Annotated in this window: 17 protein-coding genes; 14 read left to right on the top strand and 3 right to left on the bottom strand. The window is 57.2% G+C overall.

All coding sequences use genetic code 11. The annotated features are described in order from the left end of the window. Positions 1 to 206 precede the first annotated feature (206 nt). From rfbF to I9188_RS16710, 8 genes are all read left to right on the top strand, one after another. Positions 207 to 980, top strand: coding sequence for a glucose-1-phosphate cytidylyltransferase (gene rfbF, locus I9188_RS16745; RefSeq protein WP_209507451.1), 774 nt, complete (start codon positions 207 to 209; stop codon positions 978 to 980). Next, positions 962 to 2,056 (top strand): CDP-glucose 4,6-dehydratase, encoded by a 1,095-nt coding sequence (rfbG, locus tag I9188_RS16740; RefSeq protein WP_209599687.1) that lies wholly within the window; start codon positions 962 to 964, stop codon positions 2,054 to 2,056. Before rfbF ends, rfbG begins: the two co-directional genes overlap by 19 nt. Beyond that, on the top strand, positions 2,053 to 3,285 hold the full coding sequence (locus tag I9188_RS16735; protein ID WP_209507453.1) for a class I SAM-dependent methyltransferase: 1,233 nt from the start codon (positions 2,053 to 2,055) through the stop codon (positions 3,283 to 3,285). The genes rfbG and I9188_RS16735 overlap by 4 nt, the downstream gene beginning before the upstream one ends. Further along, on the top strand, positions 3,285 to 4,163 hold the full coding sequence (locus I9188_RS16730) for an NAD(P)-dependent oxidoreductase (RefSeq protein ID WP_209507454.1): 879 nt from the start codon (positions 3,285 to 3,287) through the stop codon (positions 4,161 to 4,163). The genes I9188_RS16735 and I9188_RS16730 overlap by 1 nt, the downstream gene beginning before the upstream one ends. After that, entirely contained in the window at positions 4,160 to 4,561 is a 402-nt protein-coding gene (locus I9188_RS16725; RefSeq protein ID WP_209507455.1) for a GtrA family protein, read from the top strand. The genes I9188_RS16730 and I9188_RS16725 overlap by 4 nt, the downstream gene beginning before the upstream one ends. 103 nt (positions 4,562 to 4,664) lie before the next feature. After that, entirely contained in the window at positions 4,665 to 6,701 is a 2,037-nt protein-coding gene (locus tag I9188_RS16720) for a B12-binding domain-containing radical SAM protein (RefSeq protein ID WP_209507456.1), read from the top strand. Between the two features lie 476 nt (positions 6,702 to 7,177). Next, positions 7,178 to 7,522 (top strand): hypothetical protein, encoded by a 345-nt coding sequence (locus tag I9188_RS16715; protein ID WP_209507457.1) that lies wholly within the window; start codon positions 7,178 to 7,180, stop codon positions 7,520 to 7,522. A 359-nt stretch (positions 7,523 to 7,881) separates the two neighbouring features. Beyond that, on the top strand, positions 7,882 to 9,240 hold the full coding sequence (locus tag I9188_RS16710; RefSeq protein ID WP_209599686.1) for an arylsulfotransferase family protein: 1,359 nt from the start codon (positions 7,882 to 7,884) through the stop codon (positions 9,238 to 9,240). Between the two features lie 24 nt (positions 9,241 to 9,264). On the opposite strand, the gene I9188_RS16705 is transcribed toward I9188_RS16710, so the two are convergent. Together I9188_RS16705 and I9188_RS16700 are read right to left on the bottom strand one after the other, a co-directional pair. Next, on the bottom strand, positions 9,265 to 11,316 hold the full coding sequence (locus I9188_RS16705; RefSeq protein WP_209507459.1) for a glycosyltransferase family 39 protein: 2,052 nt from the start codon (positions 11,314 to 11,316) through the stop codon (positions 9,265 to 9,267). Then, the gene (locus I9188_RS16700; RefSeq protein WP_209507460.1) at positions 11,313 to 12,296 is read right to left on the bottom strand and encodes a glycosyltransferase family 2 protein; all 984 of its coding nucleotides are present in this window, start codon (positions 12,294 to 12,296) and stop codon (positions 11,313 to 11,315) included. Before I9188_RS16700 ends, I9188_RS16705 begins: the two co-directional genes overlap by 4 nt. Positions 12,297 to 12,539: 243 nt before the next feature. Between I9188_RS16700 and I9188_RS16695 the strand changes: the two genes are divergently transcribed. Further along, the gene (locus I9188_RS16695) at positions 12,540 to 14,045 is read left to right on the top strand and encodes a PepSY-associated TM helix domain-containing protein (RefSeq protein ID WP_209507461.1); all 1,506 of its coding nucleotides are present in this window, start codon (positions 12,540 to 12,542) and stop codon (positions 14,043 to 14,045) included. Between the two features lie 47 nt (positions 14,046 to 14,092). On the opposite strand, the gene I9188_RS16690 is transcribed toward I9188_RS16695, so the two are convergent. Further along, a complete protein-coding gene (locus tag I9188_RS16690; protein ID WP_209507462.1) occupies positions 14,093 to 15,529 on the bottom strand; it encodes a lipopolysaccharide biosynthesis protein in 1,437 nt (478 codons plus the stop codon). A 307-nt stretch (positions 15,530 to 15,836) separates the two neighbouring features. Between I9188_RS16690 and I9188_RS16685 the strand changes: the two genes are divergently transcribed. The 5 genes from I9188_RS16685 to I9188_RS16665 are packed head-to-tail and all read left to right on the top strand — an operon-like array spanning position 15,837 to position 20,927. Continuing rightward, positions 15,837 to 16,763, top strand: a complete 927-nt coding sequence (locus I9188_RS16685; RefSeq protein WP_209507463.1) for a glycosyltransferase family 2 protein — start codon at positions 15,837 to 15,839, stop codon at positions 16,761 to 16,763. A 1-nt stretch (position 16,764) separates the two neighbouring features. Then, positions 16,765 to 17,739, top strand: coding sequence for a lysylphosphatidylglycerol synthase transmembrane domain-containing protein (locus I9188_RS16680; RefSeq protein WP_209507464.1), 975 nt, complete (start codon positions 16,765 to 16,767; stop codon positions 17,737 to 17,739). Further along, positions 17,736 to 19,175 (top strand): FAD-dependent oxidoreductase, encoded by a 1,440-nt coding sequence (locus tag I9188_RS16675; protein WP_209507465.1) that lies wholly within the window; start codon positions 17,736 to 17,738, stop codon positions 19,173 to 19,175. The genes I9188_RS16680 and I9188_RS16675 overlap by 4 nt, the downstream gene beginning before the upstream one ends. A gap of 3 nt (positions 19,176 to 19,178) precedes the next feature. Beyond that, positions 19,179 to 19,922 (top strand): polysaccharide deacetylase family protein, encoded by a 744-nt coding sequence (locus I9188_RS16670; protein ID WP_209507466.1) that lies wholly within the window; start codon positions 19,179 to 19,181, stop codon positions 19,920 to 19,922. Positions 19,923 to 19,955: 33 nt separating this feature from the next. Continuing rightward, positions 19,956 to 20,927: an NAD-dependent epimerase/dehydratase family protein gene (locus I9188_RS16665; RefSeq protein WP_209507467.1), complete on the top strand. Its 972-nt coding sequence runs from the start codon at positions 19,956 to 19,958 to the stop codon at positions 20,925 to 20,927. Positions 20,928 to 20,946: the final 19 nt, after the last annotated feature.

The following is a 20,946-nucleotide window of genomic DNA, read 5'->3' as shown; positions in this document are numbered from 1 at the left end:
TCGCCTCTTTCCCCCCATTGTGTATGGTTGAGCGCCAAGGCAACAGGAAATTCAGTGCCTCACGACTCGTGGCTTTGTGAATCTTGACAGGGTGGCGGCGCTGTCGTCCTAATGCGTGCGAATGTTTGCAATAACCCGGATGCCCAGATCCGGGTTAAGACGAGTGTATTGGTAGCCAGTCTCGTTGTTAACGAGGGAGCAATTTTATGAAGTGCGTTATTCTGGCCGGCGGCTTAGGCACGCGGCTCAGCGAAGAAACCGTCAAGATTCCAAAACCCATGGTCGAGATCGGTGGTAAGCCAATCATCTGGCACATCATGAAAATCTACGCGGCCCATGGCGTCACGGATTTCATCGTCTGCCTGGGGTACAAAGGTTATGTCATCAAGGAATTCTTCGCGAATTTCTTTCTGCACAACTCGGACGTTACGATCGACCTGGCCAATGGCGGTCTTGAAATTGCAAACAGCAAGTCAGAACCGTGGCGCGTGACATTGATCGACACCGGAGACAACAGCCAGACTGGCGGGCGACTTCGCCGGGTCATGCATCTGCTCAAGGATGAAGAAGCGTTCTGCCTGACCTATGGCGACGGTGTTGGTGATATCGACATTCGGGCCGGGATCGATTTTCACCGGGCGCATGGCAAGCTCGCAACCGTCACGGCAGTTCCTCCGCCCCGCCGCTTCGGCCAGCTCGAGCTGCAGAGCAATCAGGTCCTGAATTTCTCTGAAAAACCCGTCGGGGATGGTGGGCTGATCAATGGCGGGTTTTTCGTGCTGTCCCCCAAAGTGGGCGATTATATTGACGGCGACGATACCGCCTGGGAACGCAGCCCCCTGATGAACCTGACACGCGATGGCGAGCTGATGGCCTTTGAACATAAAGGCTTCTGGCAGCCCATGGACACTATTCGCGAACGCCAGGAACTGGAAGAACACTGGGCCACAGGCAATGCGCCGTGGAAAATCTGGGAATGAGTGCGAGCGCGTTTTCCGGACGCAGGGTGCTTGTAACCGGGCATACCGGCTTCAAAGGCGCCTGGCTGGCTGCCTGGCTGGCCGAGGCTGGAGCAGAAGTCGCCGGATACGCCCTTGCCCCCGAAACTAAACCCAATCTCTGGGCATTGCTGGATCAGCGCAAAATAAGGTCGGTCACTGGCGACCTGAATGATCGTGCGGCCCTAGACCGGATCATCGCGGAAACCGACCCTGAATTCGTCTTTCACCTGGCGGCGCAATCCCTGGTCCGGCGCTCCTATCGCACTCCGGTTGAGACCTTCGCTACCAATGTTCTGGGCACAGTTCAGCTTTTGGACGCACTGCGTGCAGCCCCGAGCCTGCGCGCGGTGGTGGTGGCAACCTCTGACAAGGCCTACGAGAATGTCGAACAGGTCTGGGGCTATCGCGAAACCGACCCGATGGGCGGGCATGATCCGTATTCCGCATCGAAGGGTGCGACCGAAATAGCGGTCGCAGCAATGCGGCGCAGCTATTATTCACCGGATGCTGCCGATCCACATCCGGCCCGGATTGCCAGCGCACGCGCGGGCAATGTCATTGGTGGTGGTGACTGGGCCGAAGACCGTTTGGTTCCCGATATCGTGCGCGGCTGTCTGAGCGATGAAGGACGCGTCGTATTACGCTATCCCGGCGCAATCCGCCCCTGGCAACATGTTCTGGAACCTCTCAGGGGGTACATGATGCTGGCCCAGAAGCTCGAACAGGACGCCGCCTTCGCAGCTGGTTGGAATTTTGGCCCCGAACGTGACGATGAACGCCCGGTTCTGGATGTAGCCCAGGCGGTCATCAAGGCGCTTGGGCAGGGCCGGATCGATATCGACACCCCGGCGGATACGCCGCATGAGGCCAAGATGCTTCGGCTGGATGTATCGCAGGCGCGAGCACTGCTTAGCTGGCGCCCAGTCCTGAGTTTTGACGACACCGTCAGGCTAACGGCAGACTGGTATGCGGGCTGGGCCCGCGGCACTCCGGCAACCGAGCTGTGCCACGCCCAGATTGCCGAATTCGAAACACTGAGTATGAGACAGGTATGACCGGCACGACCCATCCCACCTGCCGCCATTGCGGCGCGGATCTTGAGATGACGCTTGTCGATCTCGGACTGTCCCCTCTGGCCAATTCCTATGTCGACCCCGCGAAAGCGGACAAACCGGACCCGGTCTATCCGTTGCACGCCCGCGTCTGCACCGAATGCTGGTTGGTTCAGGTGGATGATGTCGTACCGGCGGAAGAGATTTTTTCGACCGATTACGCCTATTTCTCCAGCTTCTCGGACAGCTGGCTGGCCCATTGCCGGGATTACGTGGAAAAAATGGTCGACCGGTTCGATCTCGGGCCGGATGATCTGGTGATCGAGATCGCCTCGAATGACGGGTATCTGCTGCAGTACTTCGTTGAAAAAGGCATCCCCGTTCTGGGGATCGAACCTTCAGGCAATGTGGCGGCGACGGCACAGGAAAGGGGTGTGCGCACGCTGGTCGATTATTTCGGCGAGGCGCTGGCCCGAAAGGTTGCTGCGGTCGAGAAACCTCCGGCCCTGATCGCCTCGGCCAATGTGCTGGCGCATGTGCCTGATATCAACGATTTCGTTGCCGGCATCGCCACACTGCTGACGGGGGACGCGGTCTATACAGTTGAATTTCCGCACCTTCTGAACCTGATCAAAAGCGTGCAGTTCGACACGATCTATCACGAACATTATTCCTATCTGTCGCTGCTGGCGGTCGAGACAATCTTTGCCAAGGCGGGTTTGCGCGTCTTCGACGTCGAAGAGCTGCCGACCCACGGCGGATCGCTGCGGGTTTATGCCTGCCTTGAAGGGGCCAGCCACCCCGAAGGGCCCGGCTTGGCCAAGGTCCGCGCGGACGAGGCGGCGGCGCAGTTCGACCGGCCTGAAGGTTACATGAATTTCACCACTCAGGTCGAAGCGCTGCGCGATGGGTTGCTTGCCTTCCTGCGTGAAACAAAGGCGCGGGGCGACACGGTTGCCGCCTACGGTGCCGCTGCCAAGGGCAATACGCTGCTGAACTATGCCGGGATCGGCCCCGATCTGATCTCTTACTGCGTCGACCGCAACCCGGCCAAGCAGAACACGCTGCTGCCCGGCAGCCATATCCCCGTGCATGGGGTCGAAGCCCTGCGCGAGGCGCCGCCGGATTACGTGCTGATCCTGCCCTGGAACATCCGGGATGAGGTCATCGGGCAACTGTCCGACCTGAAGGTACGGTTCGTGACCGCCGTGCCGGAAGTCAGGATCAGCTGATGGCACGGGTTCTGCTGACCGGCGCAACCGGATTGATCGGACGCGCGACGGTTCCGGCTCTGACACAGGCGGGCCATGAGGTGGTGACGCTGGGCCGCAACCCGGCAAGCGACATCCCTTGTGACCTGCTGGACCCCAGGGCCACCACAGCAGCCCTTGAAACAACCCGCGCCAGCCATCTGGTTCATCTGGCCTGGCATGACGGGCCACGCGACCGCTGGGCTTCCCCGGCCAATCTGGACTGGATGGCCACCACGCTGCACTTGGTGCGGGAGTTTGCGCGCATCGGCGGGCGGCGTGTGATCTGCGCCGGAAGCTGTGCCGAATATGACTGGTCGGTGCCGGAGCTGACCGAAGCAACACCTTTGCGGCCACGCACCTTGTACGGGGCCGCAAAGGCTGCGACCGGTCTGGCGCTAAGCGCAGGCCAGGATGCGCTTGGCTTGTCTCTGGCCTGGGCCCGCATTTTCTTTGTCTACGGACCGGATGAACCGCCGGGCCGGTTGTTTGGCGATCTGATTTCAAATCTGAAGATAGGTGAGCCCGTAAATTGCACCGATGGACGACAGGAACGGGATTTCCTGCATGTCGATGATCTGGCGCGCGCGCTGGCGCTTTTGCTGGAAACCAATGTCACCGGTGCGATCAATATAGCAAGCGGCACCGCCGTCCCGGTCCGGCAGTTGATTGAAGAGGTCGCAAACCAGATGCATCACCCTGACCTGATCCGGCTGGGGGCTATCTCCCGCGCGGCAAATGATCCCGACCGGCTGGCAGCGGATGTAACCCGGCTGCGGAACGAAGCCGGATTTACCCCGCAACATGATATCGTCTCAGGGGTGGCGGACATTCTTTGTACAGAAGGGGCCCGCTTATGAAAAAGCTGCTTATCCCCCGAAAGAAATCATTCATGCGCTTCGCTTTGGTCGGGGTACTGAATACGGCGTTTGGCTATGTGCTGTTTACCGGCCTCAGCCTGTCAGGCCTGCCACCGCAAGCCGCACTGGCGATTTCGTTTTCTGGTGGAGTTTTGTGGAACTTCATGACCCACGCCCGGCTTGTCTTCGACACCAAGGGTTTTGGGCGTTTGCCCTATTACGTGCTGTCCTATCTGTTCGTTTACGCGTTCAACGCCCTTTCGCTTGAGGGTTTGCTGTCCGCTGGTCTGCAACCGATCATCGCGCAGGGGTTACTTGTTTTGCCCACCGCCATCCTGGCCTTCATCATGATCTCCAGGGTGTTGACGGGTCACTTCCCCTGGCAGCAGAGTGTTTGAAGATGATTAAAAATAACATTCCGGCACATTGGCCATCGAAGTCCAAACCGACCGTGGAGCCTAAAATTTGACATAAGAACTGTACCGCGAGGATAGTTAACTAATGCGTCTTTACCTTGCCGATCTCGGCCATAACCTCGTTACCGCTACGTCGGACACCTATCCGCTGGGTGTCGGCAATCTTGCTACTTTTGCCAAAACCTATGCCAAAAGCCCGACACCGTTGGAGGTTGCAATCTTCCGCGACCCTCAGGAATTGAAGGCAGCCATTGATGCGGCGGCACCCGACATCATTGGTTTCTCAAGCTATTCCTGGAACCACCACCTAGCCTTGTCCTTTGCGGATTACGTCAAGGCGATCAATCCCAATGTTCTGACCCTCATGGGCGGCCCCAATTTTCCACTGACCGAAGAAGAACAGGACAGCTGGATCCGGACCATGCCACAGATCGACATGCATGTGCGCGGCCCCACCTATGAGGGCGAGCGCGCATTCCTCAGTACACTGCAACGGTTCATCGATGTTGGCGCCCGCCGCGAAGGCATGTGGGAAGAGACCGTCGATGGCGCGCTTTACGTGCATCCGAAAACCGGAGAGATCCTGCGCGGGAGCGAGCCGCCCCGCATCCGCGATCTGGACGAAATCCCGTCACCCTATCTTGCCGGGCTGATGGACAAGTTCTTTGATACCGGCCTGTTTGCACTGATGCAGCTGGCCCGCGGCTGTCCGTTCACCTGTGCCTTCTGCAACTCGGCGGTCAAATCGAACTCGAAAGTTTTCCGCCATTCGTTTGAGCGTACCAAGGCCGATCTGGATTACATCGTGGCCCGCATCAACCACGCCAGCCCCTTGTGTTTTGCTGACGACAATTTCGGCATGTATGTGCAGGACGAAGAGGTGGCCGACTATCTGGGCCATCTGATGGATAAATACGACTGGCCCAAATATATCCGGACAACCACCGGCAAAAACCGCGGCGACCGGATCATCAAGGTGATGCGCAAGGCCAAGGGCCGGTTGCCAATGACCTCGTCGGTCCAGTCCCTGAATCCGGTAGTTCTGAAGAACATCAAACGCGACAACATCAGCCTGGATACTTATACCGAGGTACAGCAGGAGCTTCATTCAAAGGGCATGCAATCCTATGGCGAGCTGATCCTGTGTATGCCGGGTGAGACCAAGGAATCCTTTATGGATGCGGTCGACAAGCTGATCGAAACCGGTGTCAGCCGGGTAGCGGCACACCAATTGATGCTGCTGCATGGCGCGCCACTGGCCAATCCTGACAGCCGCGAGAAATTCGGATTCAAGACCCTACACCGGGTCGTTGCCCGATGCCTGGGCAAATATAACGGCCCAACCGTGGTCGAGACCGAGGAAATGGTGGTCCAGTCCGAGAACTTCTCGTTCCAGGATTATCTGGACACCCGTGTTTTCCATCTGCTTCTGACGATCTTCTATTATGAAGACAATTTCGAAGAAGCCTTCCGGCTGGCGCGTTCTCTGGACATCCGACCGTTCCAGATCATCAAACATATGCAAAAGATTCTGGATCAGGCACCGGAGCCGTTCCGCAATGCATTGGCTGGTTATCTGGAAGAGAACCAGGCTGAGCTGTTTGAAACCCGCGCCGATTGCGTGGCTTGGGCGCAGAACAATTACGATGACCTGATCAGCGGTGAACTGGGGGGCAATCTGCTCAGCAAATACTCGATGATTGGCCGGTTCATTGTACTGGACGAAGCGCTTGTTTTCCTGAAACGGGCCATTTCGGATCTGCTGGATGAAGGTGATCACGAAGCGCATGCGATGCTTGATACGATCATCAACTATTACAGCGCCGTGATGCTGCATGCTCCCTTTTCACAGAGTCTGGAGCATGAACCGGTCTGGAGTTCGTCATTCGATGTCGAGGCCTGGCGAAATTCGGGGTATGAAGGCTCCTTGCGTGATTATCAGTTTGACACCCCGCGTGAGTTCCAGACGCAGGTCGATCCTCGTGTGAAAACGACCCTGCTGTCCCGGATCGACACCTTTGGCGAGCATGCCTCGGGGTTGGGCCGGTTCACGCGCACGATGTTTGCCAATGATTTCAGACGCAACTTTGTGGCCGCCGAAAACCAGCATGCTGCTGAGTAATCTCCTCATTTTGAGAGAGTGGAGGACCACTCAGGTGAGACCAATCAATGTCACCTGCCGCTCGGAAATCAAATTGTGCGTCTATGAGTTTGCAGATGTTAATCCTTGCTAAATGATACAACCTTGGTCTGGTATCACGTGATGAATTACTGGTATTAATGCAAAGACTGTTAGGTGTGTTGTTTAACTAGTGTTAGAGGAGCGTCAGGTTATGCGTGTAATTGCATTCCTTATTATTAGCATGTTTATGCCCACAGCTGCGTTTGCATATGTAGGGCCTGGGGCCGGACTGGGAGCTATTGGAACACTTATCGCTTTAATTGGCGCAATCCTGTTCGCCATCATTGGGTTTGTCTGGTACCCGCTTAAGCGTCTGCTTCGAAAACGTCAGGCCCGGACCGAAAATTCTACTGGCAACAATACACATCTAAACGAGTGACTGTGGCCGTTGCATTGGTTTCGACTGCGGTTTTTTCATGGCCATAACCATGTTTAAGGTCACTCCGATCACCGCAAGCACATTGGCTGTCGCAAAAAAAGCGCTTGGAATTATACGGCAATCCGACTTGGGCAGTGACGCAAAAGAGGTGTTTGCACAGAAAGCCGCGCTCCCCCTCTTTTGGCATTTTAGCGAGATTCTTTGGAGGTTTTTAGCTGTTGTCGCAGTTGCCTTTCTGCCGATCTTGATCTCCGATGCCGTCGAATTGGCCTCGGCTGATACAGTGAAGGTCTTTCCGCTTCGTAGGGACATTATCGTAATTCTGTCCACCGTACTGATTGCCGGATGGTGCCAAAAGGGTCGGGTATGGTATTCGAAGTGAGATATTCACGCACTGAGCGTCGATTCCGTCGTCTTACTTTCTCCAGCTATGCAATTCAGATGATCGCTTTCGACATTGAAAACGCGGCATTCAGGCGGAAATACTCTGATGCCAATAGTCGCAATCCAATATTAATTATACCGCTAGCACGTGCTGGCACCACTTTGATGTTGAACTTACTAACCCAGCACCCGAATTTTGCTACACACACCTTTCGCGACATATCTTTTGTCTTGGCATCCGTGTTCTGGAAAGCGTTTAGCTCCGGATTGGTTGGTAAAAACCCAGACACAGTATGCATCTCTTCGCCTAGAAACCGGTTTTAGATAAGGTAAAGGTCATATATGTTTTCAAAAGTAATGTTTTCTTTCAGCGCCTTGGCTCTATCCTTTGTTTATGGTTTAGCCACAGTAGAATTCCAAGTTTTTCCTTATAGCGTAATCAAAAAGGCCAAGGCCGCATATGATGCGCTACAGGCTATTGATACAAAAGAGGAACCTCCGCATTTCATTCGCTATGAACCCGACGCAGACGTGCCAGGGCCAACAGTTAGTGGAGCTACCGCAGACGCAGACGACCTGATTGTCATGACAGGGGGGTTTTTCTACCGTCAGGACCTATGCCCAGATTTTGGATGCATGGCGTGGATCATGTCCCGTGATGGAAACGTCCTTAAGACTTGGGAATATGATCCAAAAATTCTTTTCTCTGAAACTGAGTTCAAGGCATTTTTCGGGTATACTGATGAGCGAGCAATTTACATTCAAGGCAGTGAAATAGACAGCAAAGGCAACCTGATTGTTACCTTTCAGGGGACTAATACGTTTCCCTATCATGTCGGTGTCGCGAAGTTCGATAAAGAAAGCAATCTTCTATGGAAGCATATCGACAATAGCCACCATTGGCCCACAGTTGGTCCGGACGGGCGGGTGTATCTTCCTTCAGCGAAACTTGATCCTGTAAGCGAAACCATCCTAGATCTGGATGAGCCTATGAAGTGTACCTATGGAGCAGTATACCAAGAAGGCGTGCGGATTCGTGATGTAGACGGTGCAAATTTGGCGGTTCACAATCTGGACACGTTAGTTCGCGATTCAAATATGCGCGGGCTAGCCTTTTCTGTCAGAGACGACTGCGATCCCTACCATGTCAACGGTATCGATCTTTTGAACGAAGCGTCCGCAGCCATGATTGACGGGGCTAATCCGGGTGATCTGGTAGTTTCATTGCGATCAAGCAGTACGTTGATTATCATGAACTCGCAGACCGGCAAGATAATCAAAGTCTTCTTTGGTCCGATGGTCGCTCAACACTCACCATCTGTAATGCCAAATGGTGAAATTCTGATTTTCGACAACTTGGGAGCGGGGGCCGGGGAAGAACGTGTAGGAACACGAATTCTTGCACTTGACCCACTGACGGAGAACTATCGAACCATTTTCCCGATTAAAGACAAGGACGCAACACCACCATTCAGCAGTATCGCAGAAGGGGCGGTCAATGTGAGTCCAGACGGTTCGCGAATTCTGGTGGCTGAGACATTGGGCGGGCGGGTGTTTGAGGTGAACATCAAAACAGGCGATATTCTCTGGAAATATGACGAGATCAGCGATATCGCACCCTTTTTGGGTGAGGAAGGCCCAAAACTTGCTCGGCTCCAGACACAAGGGGCAGATTTCATGACACTTGAAGCGTTTACGCGCAATTACGGAGAGTAACGATCGATCCGGCTTAAAGCCGCGTCAGTCTGCGTCGCTCAGGTAAACAACCTCGCGTCCGGGAAAGGCAGCGATAATGGCCGCGTTCTGATCCGGCCCCAGATCGTTGAGGAAAATCGGCTTGTCCGGCGACAGGAACGGATCGTTGAGATAAAGCGCAGACCCGATGTCTCCTTTTGTCGAGACAAAAATCAACGCATTGCTCAGATCAGCGGCTTCAACCTGTCGCCTGATGTCACCGCTATACCCGCCATATCCGTCATATTTCGAAACACCGCGCCAAGATGTGAAACTGACAACCGAAATGGCGCAGAGCAACAGAACAACACAGTGCAAGCGGCCGCGATACTGCTCGGGCAACCGGTCATTGATCGCCTCGATCCCAGCCGCGGACAAAACCAGGATAGGCAGCAATGCCGTGTGCCAATAACGCGGTCCGAGGTAGAAGGTGCCTGTAAACCAATAGAAGAACAGAACTGCCACGAGGGCAGCAAAGATCACCAGCATCGCACGGTCAAACCCGGTCAGCTTTTTGCGCCAGATAAAGACGATCCAGAGTGGAACCAGAGATCCGAATGTCCAGCCCAAAAGTTCGAGGTTAAGCGAGGCAATCGCATTGATCAGGTTCAACACGGCTTCGGCAGGACTGTGACCGATCCAGATATCCAGCGCGCCCCAGCTCTGGGCGGGCGGGCCCACATTCTCCCCAAATCCAAATGCGTTTTGCGTGTCCGGCCACAGACGGCTGAGATAGTCGGCTTGTGCGGTCAACAACGGATCGCCCGTGATCGCGTGATTGACCAGAAAAACGACAGACCCGGACAAGATGCCCCCGACACCACAGGCAAGCACTTGCCTGATCCCGGCAGGCAGTCGGCGAAGCACCCACAGGCCTGTCAGACCACCCACGATCAACCCGTCCAACGGTCGGGTGACAAATCCCCATCCCAAGGCCAACCCGGCGGCAAATGCCAGGAATACCGCCCGGCGGGCAGACCCCTCTCCGGCCCGGATCAAACACCACCAGGCCAGCAAGATCGTCACCAGCATAAGCGCGTGGTTCATCAGCGTGGCACCAACAGCCAGCACCCAGGGTGAGGTTGCCATAAGCAACGCGACCATATCCGCGCGTTCCCGGCTGATTGCCCGGCGGACAATGTCATGGGCCAGCCAAACCGATATCCCGGTCAGGATCGGATTGATCACCCATGGCGCCCCGACCAGCACCCCAAGGCTCAAAACCATGGCCCAGCCCTGTGCCGGAACACTGATCCATTTGCCCTTATGTATTTCGAGAAGATAATATTCCAGCGCGGGGTGTGCCGCTTCGGGCGGGGCCGGAGCCCAGAGCGTGCCAGCCGCAAAGGTCCGTGCCTGAAAAAGATAGGCCAGCTCATCCTCGACATGGGGCACCCGATCGAACGCCGTCCAAGCCAGTATGGCGCTGACCAAAGTCGCAAACACCGCCAAACCAGCCGCCGGGATACGCGGCATGTGGTCTGGCCCAACCACAACAAACATGGCCAATAGCGTGGCCAGTTGAACCAGTGACAACACACCGCCAACACCGATCTGCAAGCCATAGGCCACATGATAGCCATAGGCGATATAAGGAGTTGCCGACAGGCTGAAAACCGCAACCAGAACCATCAGCTGAAACAGGCGAAATATCCCCGCTTTGGCGAAAAGACCGCCGATGGCTGCGCGCCCTGCAGGCCGTATGAGAACAACGCCGATCACCGCCGCCTGCATCGTCAGTATCGCCAGCATGATCAGGTTCTCAGGCGGGTCTGCAGAGATCTCAAGGCGTGGAAACCAAAGCGGTTGCGTCAGCCACAGCCGGGCTGCGCCGCCCAAAAGAGCCATTGCACTCAGAATGCCAAACAGAACCTGACCACGCAGCCAGAAGAAGCCCAGAAAAATCACCGAGGCCACCACCATGCACCCAAACCATATGCGCAGCTCGGGCAGAGTTGCATTGGTGGTCGGTGCGTCAACAGCCCAGGCCGGGCTGGCGCAGAGCACCACCACAAGCGGAAGGCCGCACCATTTGCCGCGACTCAAACCGGCAATCATGCCAGACGCTCGTCTCTAGTCAGTGCCGGGTCCCGCGCAGGGCCTTCAATGTTGATGCGCTCCTGCTCGGTCACGATGGGGCCGCCGCGTACCTGATTGTGGATCGAGGTGATGTATTCCCCCAACATTCCAATAAACAGCATCTGGATACCTGACAGGAAAAACAGGGATACGATGATGGTTGTCGTCCCGCGTGGTGCCTGATCGGGATTAAAGAAAAACAGAACCGCGGAAATGAGCGAAAACAGAATACAGCCGGCCGCAATCACCAGTCCGCTGATCGTGCAGAACCGCATCGGGGCACGCGTGAAAGAAAAAATAGCATTCAGTGCCTGATCGGTCAGCGCCATCAAGCTGTGCTTGGTCAAGCCGCTTTTCCGCGCCTGCCAGACATAAGGTTTGATGATCCGGCGGAAGCCGCAGCTGGCAATGATGCCGCGGATATAAGGGTAGTGGTCATTGTGGGCCAGCACTGCCTCAAGCACTTTGCGGTCAATCAGTTGAAACTCTCCGACCGATGGTTCCAGCCAGACGTCCGACAGACCATTGACGATCCGATAGAAAAGGCCGCGTGCGTTGCGCATCACGAACCCTTCCTCTCGGGTACTGCGGGCACCGGCCACCACGTCATAGCCGCTTTCCCACAACTCGACGAACTCCGGGATCAGCTCGGGCGGGTCCTGCAGGTCAACAGGCAGCATGACAACAACCCCGTCACCAGTGGCATAGCGCAACCCGTTGAAGGTTGACCGGAACACCCCGAAATTGCGGGCATTGACCACCACTTTCACGTCCGAATCCTTTGCGGCGATCTCGCGCAGGATATCCACGGTCCGGTCCGTGGAGGCATTGTCGATGAAAATATGCTCGCGCCTGTAGCCCGGCAGTTCCTTGTCGAAAATCGACTTTACGGTTTCATAACAATTCGCCACGTTGTCTTCTTCATTGAAGCATGGCGAGACAATGGAAATTGTTTTCATAGCTCTATTTAACATCAAACAGCACCGCTTACCCCAACAATACCCGGGTATAATTATATCATCCCGCGAAGTTCGGGATTCGCACAACACCTAACCTGCGGGAATATCATGAAATAACGTGTGCTCATCGCAACATCAAAAGCCCAATTCGCTCCTCTTCTATGACAAGACTATCTTGCCATTGTTTCCAGCACGATTACTCGGCTTAGTGCCCCCAGACATTGTAGACAGATAAACATTCAGATGAACCGAAAAATCCGCAATTCACTTTTCAAACTCCACACCTGGCTGGGGCTGCATCTGTCGCTTTTCTTCGCATTCATGTTTCTGACCGGCACATTGCTTGTTGCCGGTTTCGAACTTGAATCGGTTGGTCGTACGGCAATCTGGACCACCGCCACCAAGGAAGAACGCACCGCCAGCTTTGGCGCAATTTACGGCAGTATCAAAGAGACCCACTCTGAAAGTCGCATCTTTATCATCCACAAGCGACCGGCCCCCTGGTTCGTGGACCGTACGGCAGCCCACACAGGCTGGGGAGAGAAAGTCAGCTTTTGGACCGACCCGACCACTGGCGCGGTTGTCGCGGAAACACGACCATTGGGCTTTCGCAACATCCTGCGTGATCTTCATGACACGTTCCTGACCGAACAGCGGATCGTATTCATGCTGGTCTGCGCCATGTCGGTCGTGCTTTTGTTTCAGCTTGTCAGCGGCCTCATTACCTATCGGCGCTTCTGGAAAGGGTTTTTCCGCTGGCCTAGCCGCGCAGCCGGCATTCGGTCCTGGGCTGGCAGCACGCATCGACTGACGGCCCTCTGGGCCGCGCCGCTGCTGTTTCTGACCGCCGTTACCAGCTTCTATTTCCTGCTGGGCAGTCTGGGGTTCGATGGCACCAGACCGCATCCCAAGCCCCCCGTTCCCCGCGATGTTGCTCTGCCCGCCAATCTTGACGCGACCCTTATCGACCAGGCGGAAGCCCGGGCCCGGGAAGCACTGCCTGGGTTTGATCCGTTTCTTGTATTCCTGCCGGACAAGAAGACCGATAGTATAAACTTTTTCGGAAACCTGGATGGCCATTCAGGCTTTTTCGGACCAGGCAGCGTGTTCATAGATCCTGTCACGCTTGACGTTTTGGGGGCATTTACGCCGGATGATATTGGAGGGTTCACCTATTGGAAGCCCTTGATGGACATGCTGCATTTCGGCACCTGGGGTGGCGCGTTCTCGATGGCGCTATGGATTATTCTCGGCCTGATTGCCACCGGCCTTGCCCTTACAGGCGCCCTGATTTTCGCGGCCAGAATTGCCCCTGATGCCACACAAAATGGCCCACTTAGGCGCATCTGGCGTGGTATGGAATGGACCCGGTGGGGATACCTTCTGTTATTGGCAGGTATTCTGTTTACCGCGTATTACCGTTTTGGCCCCAATTCCCACGACAGGACCAGAGCTTTTGCAATCGACGCCCCACCGTCGGTTGCCCGATTGATTATGGATGCCCCACTCCGGCGCGACACCGCCCTTGATATCCAACTTCGGATCGGTGAGCCTGATGTTCAGGCTGCAGCGATCACGATCAATGGCGATGAGGTGCAGGCGGTCAAATTCACACAGAACGGTGACAGGGCCATCGCCAGTTTTGAGCTGCTCCCTTCGGAGACAGAGAATAACATCACCGCTCATCTCAAAAAATCCAACGGCGCGGAAAAGACTGTCAATTTCCGCCTCGGCGCACCGATTTGGTAGCTGCCTGTCCCGCTCATCAACCAGGATGGGTAGCGCATTAATATGTGCTATCCACTGACCTCTTGCGGGTCAATCTCGGGACCTGTTTCCTCTTTCCTGCGCACCATTGCGATCAGCAGACGCAACCTGTCGCGCAAAAACAAAGCAGCCAACAGGCAATAAACAACAATTCCGGTCACAGTGCCGATCAAAAGACGCAAAACCTGAGACATCCCATCCAGTTGCCGTGTAATTCCAAACACTGCGAAAGCCATTCCTGCAGATAGCAGAAATGGTGCGAGATGCTGCCGCATCAAAGCCGGGCCGGGCAGCCCTGCAATATGTCCCAGATTGGCGAATTTGAGCGGCCAGATCAGCAGAAAGACCGCCACGAAACCAGCTGTGACAACCGGTAAGCCATAAGGGGCCAGTACTACAATCGCTGCCGCCGCCAGCGCCACTTCGACCCAGGACAGAACCGCCAGACGCCCGGCCTGACCTGCCGCCAGACAAAAGGTCTGCTGCACCTTTTCGGCGCACAGATACATGCCGAACACCGACATCAGGCTCAGGACCGGAGCCGCCGGAGCCCATTTTTGACCAAACAGCAAGACCAGCGCGGGCTCTGACAGAACCGCCAGACCGGCAAAGGCGGGAAAAGCCAGAAACCCGGTCAAGCGCATGACGTCGATCAGCAAATCCGCCGCTTGACCTCCATCGCGCGCCGCGGCGCCAAAGGCAGGCTGCGCCACGGTGCGCAGCGGCGTGATCATGAGGAACGAGGCCGTCTCGATCACCCGCCAGGCAATTGCGTAATACCCCGCCTGCACCGGCCCCAGCATCGCGCCAATGATTACCGCGGGGGATTGCACCGCCGCCAGTTCCGCCGCACGCAGGCCCAGAATCCGGTGGCTGAAATGCAAAATCCTGCGCATGTGATCCCGGGACGCGTGGAATGCCGGACGCCAGGACACTGCGCCCCAGGCCATCACGATATTGGTCGCTGTCATCGCCAGCCGCTGACCGACCAGGCTCCAGACCCCGTAGCCGGTCAGCGCCATGCCAATTCCCACAACCCCTCCGACCGCCGCGCCAAGTGCTGCGCGGATGGCCAGAACACGGAACTTCATTTCCCGGCGCAGGATCGCAACAGGCACTGCCGTCAGCGAAATCATCAGCACTGTTGGGGACAATCCTATCAACAATTCGCCCGCAATCGGTTCATTGTAGAATTTCGAGACCAGCCCTGCGCCCAGATAAAGCGCAATTGTCAACACACCCCCGAGCAGCGCCAGCAACCAGAAAACCGAATTCAGCCGCTCTGGTGACAGCGCATCACGGGTCAGCAGAATGTCGGAAATCGTTTCGCGGACCAGAAATTCGGAAAACAGCACAAAGGCCGCAACCATCGCCAGCAGGCCAAAGGCTTCGACCCCTAAAATACGGGCAAGAATGGCAAAAATGATGAAGTTGAACGCCTGTTCGACCCAGATACCAGCCGACATCCAGGCAACTCCGCTGCTGAAACTCTGCCGCCCTGACATCCGTTTCCTTCCTGCTGCCCGCACCCCGCCATGTTCCAGGCGGCACATGCCTCAAACACTTGCACCTGCTGCGTGCAGTATATGTAATTACAAACTTGACGCCTTAACGGTCGAATTTGGTCAAATTTATTGTCTATGTTCAGTCTGTACGTGTTCGAATACTATACGCAATACAGGGAATTATGCCCGTTACGTTCCATGCGCCACGCAAATCTTGCAGCGGGGGCTGGGGCTGGGACTATTAAGTGAATAAAAGGTTTTCATTTTCATGAACAAAGTCGCAGAGCCGATGGTGACGAACAGCACCACATCTGAAGAGCTGATCGCATCGGAAACCGCCGGCATGAGCCTGAGCGTGGTCATCCCCGCCTATAACGAGGAAAATGCCGTGCGTCACACCGTCGAGGACGTGCGCGCCCATCTCGAGCCGCTGAATATCCCGTACGAAATTATCGTGGTAGACGATGCAAGCCAGGACAACACCCGCGCCGAGGCCGAGGCCAGCGGTGCCACCGTTACCTTCAACGACGTCAATTCCGGCTATGGTGCCAGTCTAAAGCGCGGGGTGCGGATGGCGCAGCATGAATATGTGGCCATTCTGGATGCCGACAGCACATACCCTGCGCGCTATCTGCCAAGCATGCTGGCCATGTGCCGCGATCAGGACATGGTGGTGGGCGATCGGGGTGCTGCGATGAAAAACGTGCCGCTGCTGCGCAGGCCGGCCAAGAAATTCCTGTTTGCCTTCGCTTCATTTCTAGCCGAGCGCAAGATCAACGATCTGAACTCGGGCCTGCGCGTGTTCCGCAAATCCGAGCTGATCCCATTCCTGCCGCTGCTGCCTCAGAACTTTTCGTTCACCACCACAATCACGCTGTGCATGACGTCGAATGGCAAGCGGATGATCTATACGCCCATCGAATACGGCAAACGGGTGGGCAAATCGAAAATCCGACCGATTGATTTCCTGAACTTCATCATCCTGATCCTGCGCATCAGCACGCTCTTCAATCCTCTGCGGGTGTTCATTCCGCTGGGTCTGGCATTTTTCACGTTGGGCACGGTGAAGTTCATTATCGACATGTTCTACTGGAACCTCAGCGAAACTGCAGTGTTCTCATTCCTGGCCGCGATCATGATCTGGTCACTGGGGCTGATCGCCGACATGATCTCGCGGCTGCATCTCAGACCGTGACATGAGCGGCAGGCTGCTTTCCGACCCAAGTCAACGGCGTTGGCTGATCCGGGTGGCCGGGTCGGTCGTGGTGCTGGCGATCCTGTTCTGGTTGCTTCCCGCTGAGGCCATCGTGGAGGCACTGAAGTCGATCCCGATCTGGGTCTTTCTATGCGTGCTGGCCCTGTTCCTGCTGGCCCATGTGGGGGCCGCGCTGAAATGGTGGCTGCTGCTGAACCGAGCGCTTCCGCCCCTGCTGGCCATCCGGGCCCATTTTGCCGGACTGGCCGCCAATCTGTGCCTGCCCGGCGCAATTGGCGGTGATACGGTGCGGGCCGGTCTGGCGCAGGCTGCGATGAAAGACGGCGCGCAGGTCGTCGCGGGCGCAACCGTTGACCGGCTGATCGACATGGTCGCCCTGCTGACCCTGTCCTGTCTGGGTCTGATGCTGACATGGGAAAGCGCTGCGGGCGGGCATATGATCTGGCCGGTTGCGCTGATCCTGCTGGCCGCACTGGCGGGGATGGTCGCGATGCCGCGCCTGCTGCCTCTGCCCTGGCGCTATGTGCCGTCCCTGCCCGGCAAAGGCTTTGCTCATCGTCTGTCCGATGCGTTGGCCGGGATGGGCCGCAAGCCCGGAACGCTGGCCATTGCCTTTGTCGCATCGGTCCTGATCCAGCTGGTGCTGGTCCTGCTGGCCTGGTGGCTGGCCATCGCGGCAGGTGTCGATGTGGCAGCCGGGCCGTGGATTTTCGCTTGGCCGCTGGCCAAGATCATCGCCGTGCTGCCCGTGTCCTTGAACGGGCTGGGCCTGCGCGAGGCCACATTGGCCGGGTTTCTGGCCCCATTTGGCGCCAGCGCGCCTGCGGTCGTGGCCGCCGGGCTGGTCTGGCAGGTTGTGTTGTTTACGGCAGGCGGGCTTGGCGCGCTGGTTCTGACCCTGTCCGGGATGCGGTTCAGCGCCCCGGCAAATTCCCAAAAGGAAGAGTGCAAGTGACGGATGTTTTCCGACCCAACGGCGACGACAAGCCCCATATCATCATACTGGGTGCCGGACCGGCCGGGCTGGCCGCGGCCCATGCGTTAACCGGGCAGGCCCGCGTGACGGTAATCGAACGCGCCGCTATTGCCGGTGGCAATTCGGCTTCCTTCCCGGTTGAAGGTGTGATCTGCGATTATGGCTCGCATCGGTTCCACCCGGCGGCAGAGCCCGAGGTTCTGGCCGATGTAAAAGCCCTGCTGGGGGACGATCTGCTGCTGCGCCCGCGTCATGGGCGCATCCGGCTGGGCGGAAAATGGATCCACTTCCCGCTGAAACTGACCGACGCGCTGATGCGCTTGCCCAAACCCTTTGCCCTGTCGCTGATCGGGGACATGGTGCTGAAGCCGTTCCGCAAGAAAAGCACCGGGCCCGAGACATTCTCGACCGTGCTTTATGACGGGCTGGGGCCGACGATTTCGGACAATTTCTATTTCCCCTACGTGCGCAAACTGTGGGGGCTGGACCCGGACAAGCTGGCCGTGAAACTGGCTGAGCGCCGGGTCGGCAGCGGATCGGTCGGAAAGATCCTGATGAAGATGCTGCGCCTGCTGCCAGGGCTGCGCAGTGAAACCGCCGGGCGGTTCTTTTATCCACGCAAGGGGTTCGGGCAGATCTCGGACGCGATGTGGGACAGCGCGGAAAGCAACGGGGCCACTTTCCTGTTCAACACCGAAATCACCGCCATCAAGCGGGACGGCAACCACATCACTGGCCTGACGATCCGCGAGGGCGAGGGTGAACGGCACCTGACCGGCGATCTGATCCTGTCGACCATCCCGCTGACCGGGCTGACCCGCCTGATCGGCGCGCCGCCGCCCGAGGTGGTCGAAGCCGCCCGTGCGATCCGATTCCGCGGCATGATCCTGCTGTATCTGGTGCTGGAGACTGACCAGTTCACCGAGTTCGATGCACATTACTTCCCGGAACTCTCGATCCCGATCAGCCGGATGTCAGAGCCCAAGAACTATAACGCCAGCGGCGCGCCAAAGGGCGTCACCGTGCTGTGCGCCGAACTGCCCTGCGACCCGGATGAGAAATGGTGGTCCATGTCCGACGAGGAGCTGGGGCAGGAATTCACCAAATGGCTGGGTCAGCTGGGCCTGCCGGTCACGGTTCCGGTGCGCCGCTGTGAAACCCGGCGGCTAAGCCACGCCTATCCGGTTTACGATATGGGCTATGAAGAGCGTTTCGATACGGTGGATCAGTGGCTCTCAAATCTGGACGGATTGCTCGTATTTGGGCGGCAGGGCCTGTTCGCCCACGATAATACCCATCACGCCTTTGCCATGGCCTATGGCGCGGCGGATTGCATCGACGGCAAGGGCCATGTCGACCGCGCGAAATGGAACCGGTATCGCGAAGTCTTTGCCACCCATGTGGTGGAAGACTGACCTATGTCCACCTGGCAGGCCGATATCCTGATGTATCATTCGATTTCGGATGCGCCGGGACCGACCTCGATCGCACCCGAGGTGTTCAAGGCACAGATGAAGGCGCTTGCGGACTCGGGTCTGCCGGTGGTCACACCTGATGCGCTGGCCAACCCGCCTGCCCCCCGCGTGGTCATCATCAGTTTCGATGACGGGTTTGAAGATTTCGCCGACACCGCCTGGCCGATCCTGCGCGATCACGACTTCTGCCCGATCGTCTATTTGCCCTCGGGCCTGATGGGCGGCAGCGACAGCTGGGCCGGAGGCAATATCCCTGCCCGCCCGCTGATGAGCTGGGACAGGGTCGAGGCGCTGGCAGCTGAAGGGGTCTGTTTTGGCGCGCATAGTGTCACTCATCCCGATCTCACCACGCTGGATGCGCTCATGCTGGAAGAGGAAGTCAGCGGATCCGGTCAGGACATTGCCGCCCGGCTTGGCCAGCCCACCCGGCATTTCGCACCGCCTTATGGCGCGTCGAACTCTAGCGTTCTCAGACAGATCGCGCAGCATTACGACACCTCGGTCGGCACAAGGCTGGGCGTGGCCAAAGCGGGGGATGATATGCACGACCTGCCCCGGCTCGAGATGTTCTATTTCAACAACATCGCCCGCTGGAAGGCACATCTTGCCGGGCGCGGCGGGCCCTATTTGGCAGCCCGCAAGGCAATGCGCGGCATCCGTGCGATGGTGCGAGGAAAATCGTGGTAAAGTTGGTTCTTACACAGTGACTGGTACAAACAAATGCATATTCTGATTACCGGCGGCGCCGGGTTTATAGGCTCCCATTTAACGGAACGGCTGATCGGTGAAGGGCATCGGGTCACGATCCTTGACGATCTGTCGACCGGGCTGATGTCCAATCTGGCTTCTGTTGCGGATCACCCGGGCTTCACTTTTGTCAAAGGCAGTATTCTTGACAGGGGGCTGGTCGCCGAACTGGTCGATCCGGCGGATGTGGTGTTCCACCTGGCGGCGGCCGTCGGGGTCAAGCTGATCATGGACGAACCCAGCCGGTCGATCCTGACCAATGTGGCGGGGACAGAGAACGTGCTGGATGCCGCGCTGGTGAACAAGACGCATACGTTCATCGCCTCCAGTTCCGAGGTTTATGGCAAAAGCACCAATTTCCCCTTTCAGGAAGAAGGCGATCTGACCATCGGCGCCACCCGCAATCTGCGCTGGTCCTATGCCTGTGCCAAGACACTCGACGAGTTTCTGGCACTGGCCCACGCGCGTGAATCCGACCTGCCGGTCACGGTGCTGCGGTTCTTCAACACCACCGGTCCGCGTCAGACCGGGCGCTATGGGATGGTGCTACCGAATTTCGTCAAGTCAGCACTGGAAGGCGCGCCGCTGATGGTCCACGGCACTGGTGAACAATCACGCTGTTTCGGCCATGTCGCCGATGTGGTCGAGGCCATGTGCCGTCTGATGACCCTGCCCGAGGCGCGCGGCGACGTCTTCAATGTCGGCACCGATCAGGAGGTCACGATCCGCGAGCTGGCCGAACAGGTCATCCGAACGACCGGCTCTGCCTCGGAAGTTCAATGTATTCCTTACGACACGGTCTATCCCGAAGGCTTCGAAGATATGCAGCGCCGCCTGCCCGATGTCTCGAAACTGCAACGTGTCACCGGGTTCCGCCCGATGCGAACGCTGCAGCAGATCATCGATGACATCGTCGCCGAGATGAAGCGCCCGGTTCCCGCATGAGGCCGCATACCCCGGCACA

Source organism: Ruegeria sp. HKCCSA071 (genome assembly GCF_017872555.1).
GTDB lineage: Bacteria > Pseudomonadota > Alphaproteobacteria > Rhodobacterales > Rhodobacteraceae > Ruegeria.
Note: the sequence above shows the minus strand (reverse complement) of the source record. Positions and strands in the feature narration are given on the sequence as shown.

Coding starts and splice junctions, on each gene's coding strand:
- rfbF (WP_209507451.1), top strand. CDS start 207: ATGAAGTGCGTTATTCTGGCCGGCGGCTTAGGCACGCGGCTCAGCGAA.
- I9188_RS16735 (WP_209507453.1), top strand. CDS start 2,053: ATGACCGGCACGACCCATCCCACCTGCCGCCATTGCGGCGCGGATCTT.
- I9188_RS16730 (WP_209507454.1), top strand. CDS start 3,285: ATGGCACGGGTTCTGCTGACCGGCGCAACCGGATTGATCGGACGCGCG.
- I9188_RS16725 (WP_209507455.1), top strand. CDS start 4,160: ATGAAAAAGCTGCTTATCCCCCGAAAGAAATCATTCATGCGCTTCGCT.
- I9188_RS16720 (WP_209507456.1), top strand. CDS start 4,665: ATGCGTCTTTACCTTGCCGATCTCGGCCATAACCTCGTTACCGCTACG.
- I9188_RS16715 (WP_209507457.1), top strand. CDS start 7,178: ATGGCCATAACCATGTTTAAGGTCACTCCGATCACCGCAAGCACATTG.
- I9188_RS16710 (WP_209599686.1), top strand. CDS start 7,882: ATGTTTTCTTTCAGCGCCTTGGCTCTATCCTTTGTTTATGGTTTAGCC.
- I9188_RS16705 (WP_209507459.1), bottom strand. CDS start 11,316: ATGATTGCCGGTTTGAGTCGCGGCAAATGGTGCGGCCTTCCGCTTGTG.
- I9188_RS16700 (WP_209507460.1), bottom strand. CDS start 12,296: ATGAAAACAATTTCCATTGTCTCGCCATGCTTCAATGAAGAAGACAAC.
- I9188_RS16695 (WP_209507461.1), top strand. CDS start 12,540: ATGAACCGAAAAATCCGCAATTCACTTTTCAAACTCCACACCTGGCTG.
- I9188_RS16690 (WP_209507462.1), bottom strand. CDS start 15,529: ATGTCGGCTGGTATCTGGGTCGAACAGGCGTTCAACTTCATCATTTTT.
- I9188_RS16685 (WP_209507463.1), top strand. CDS start 15,837: ATGAACAAAGTCGCAGAGCCGATGGTGACGAACAGCACCACATCTGAA.
- I9188_RS16680 (WP_209507464.1), top strand. CDS start 16,765: ATGAGCGGCAGGCTGCTTTCCGACCCAAGTCAACGGCGTTGGCTGATC.
- I9188_RS16670 (WP_209507466.1), top strand. CDS start 19,179: ATGTCCACCTGGCAGGCCGATATCCTGATGTATCATTCGATTTCGGAT.
- I9188_RS16665 (WP_209507467.1), top strand. CDS start 19,956: ATGCATATTCTGATTACCGGCGGCGCCGGGTTTATAGGCTCCCATTTA.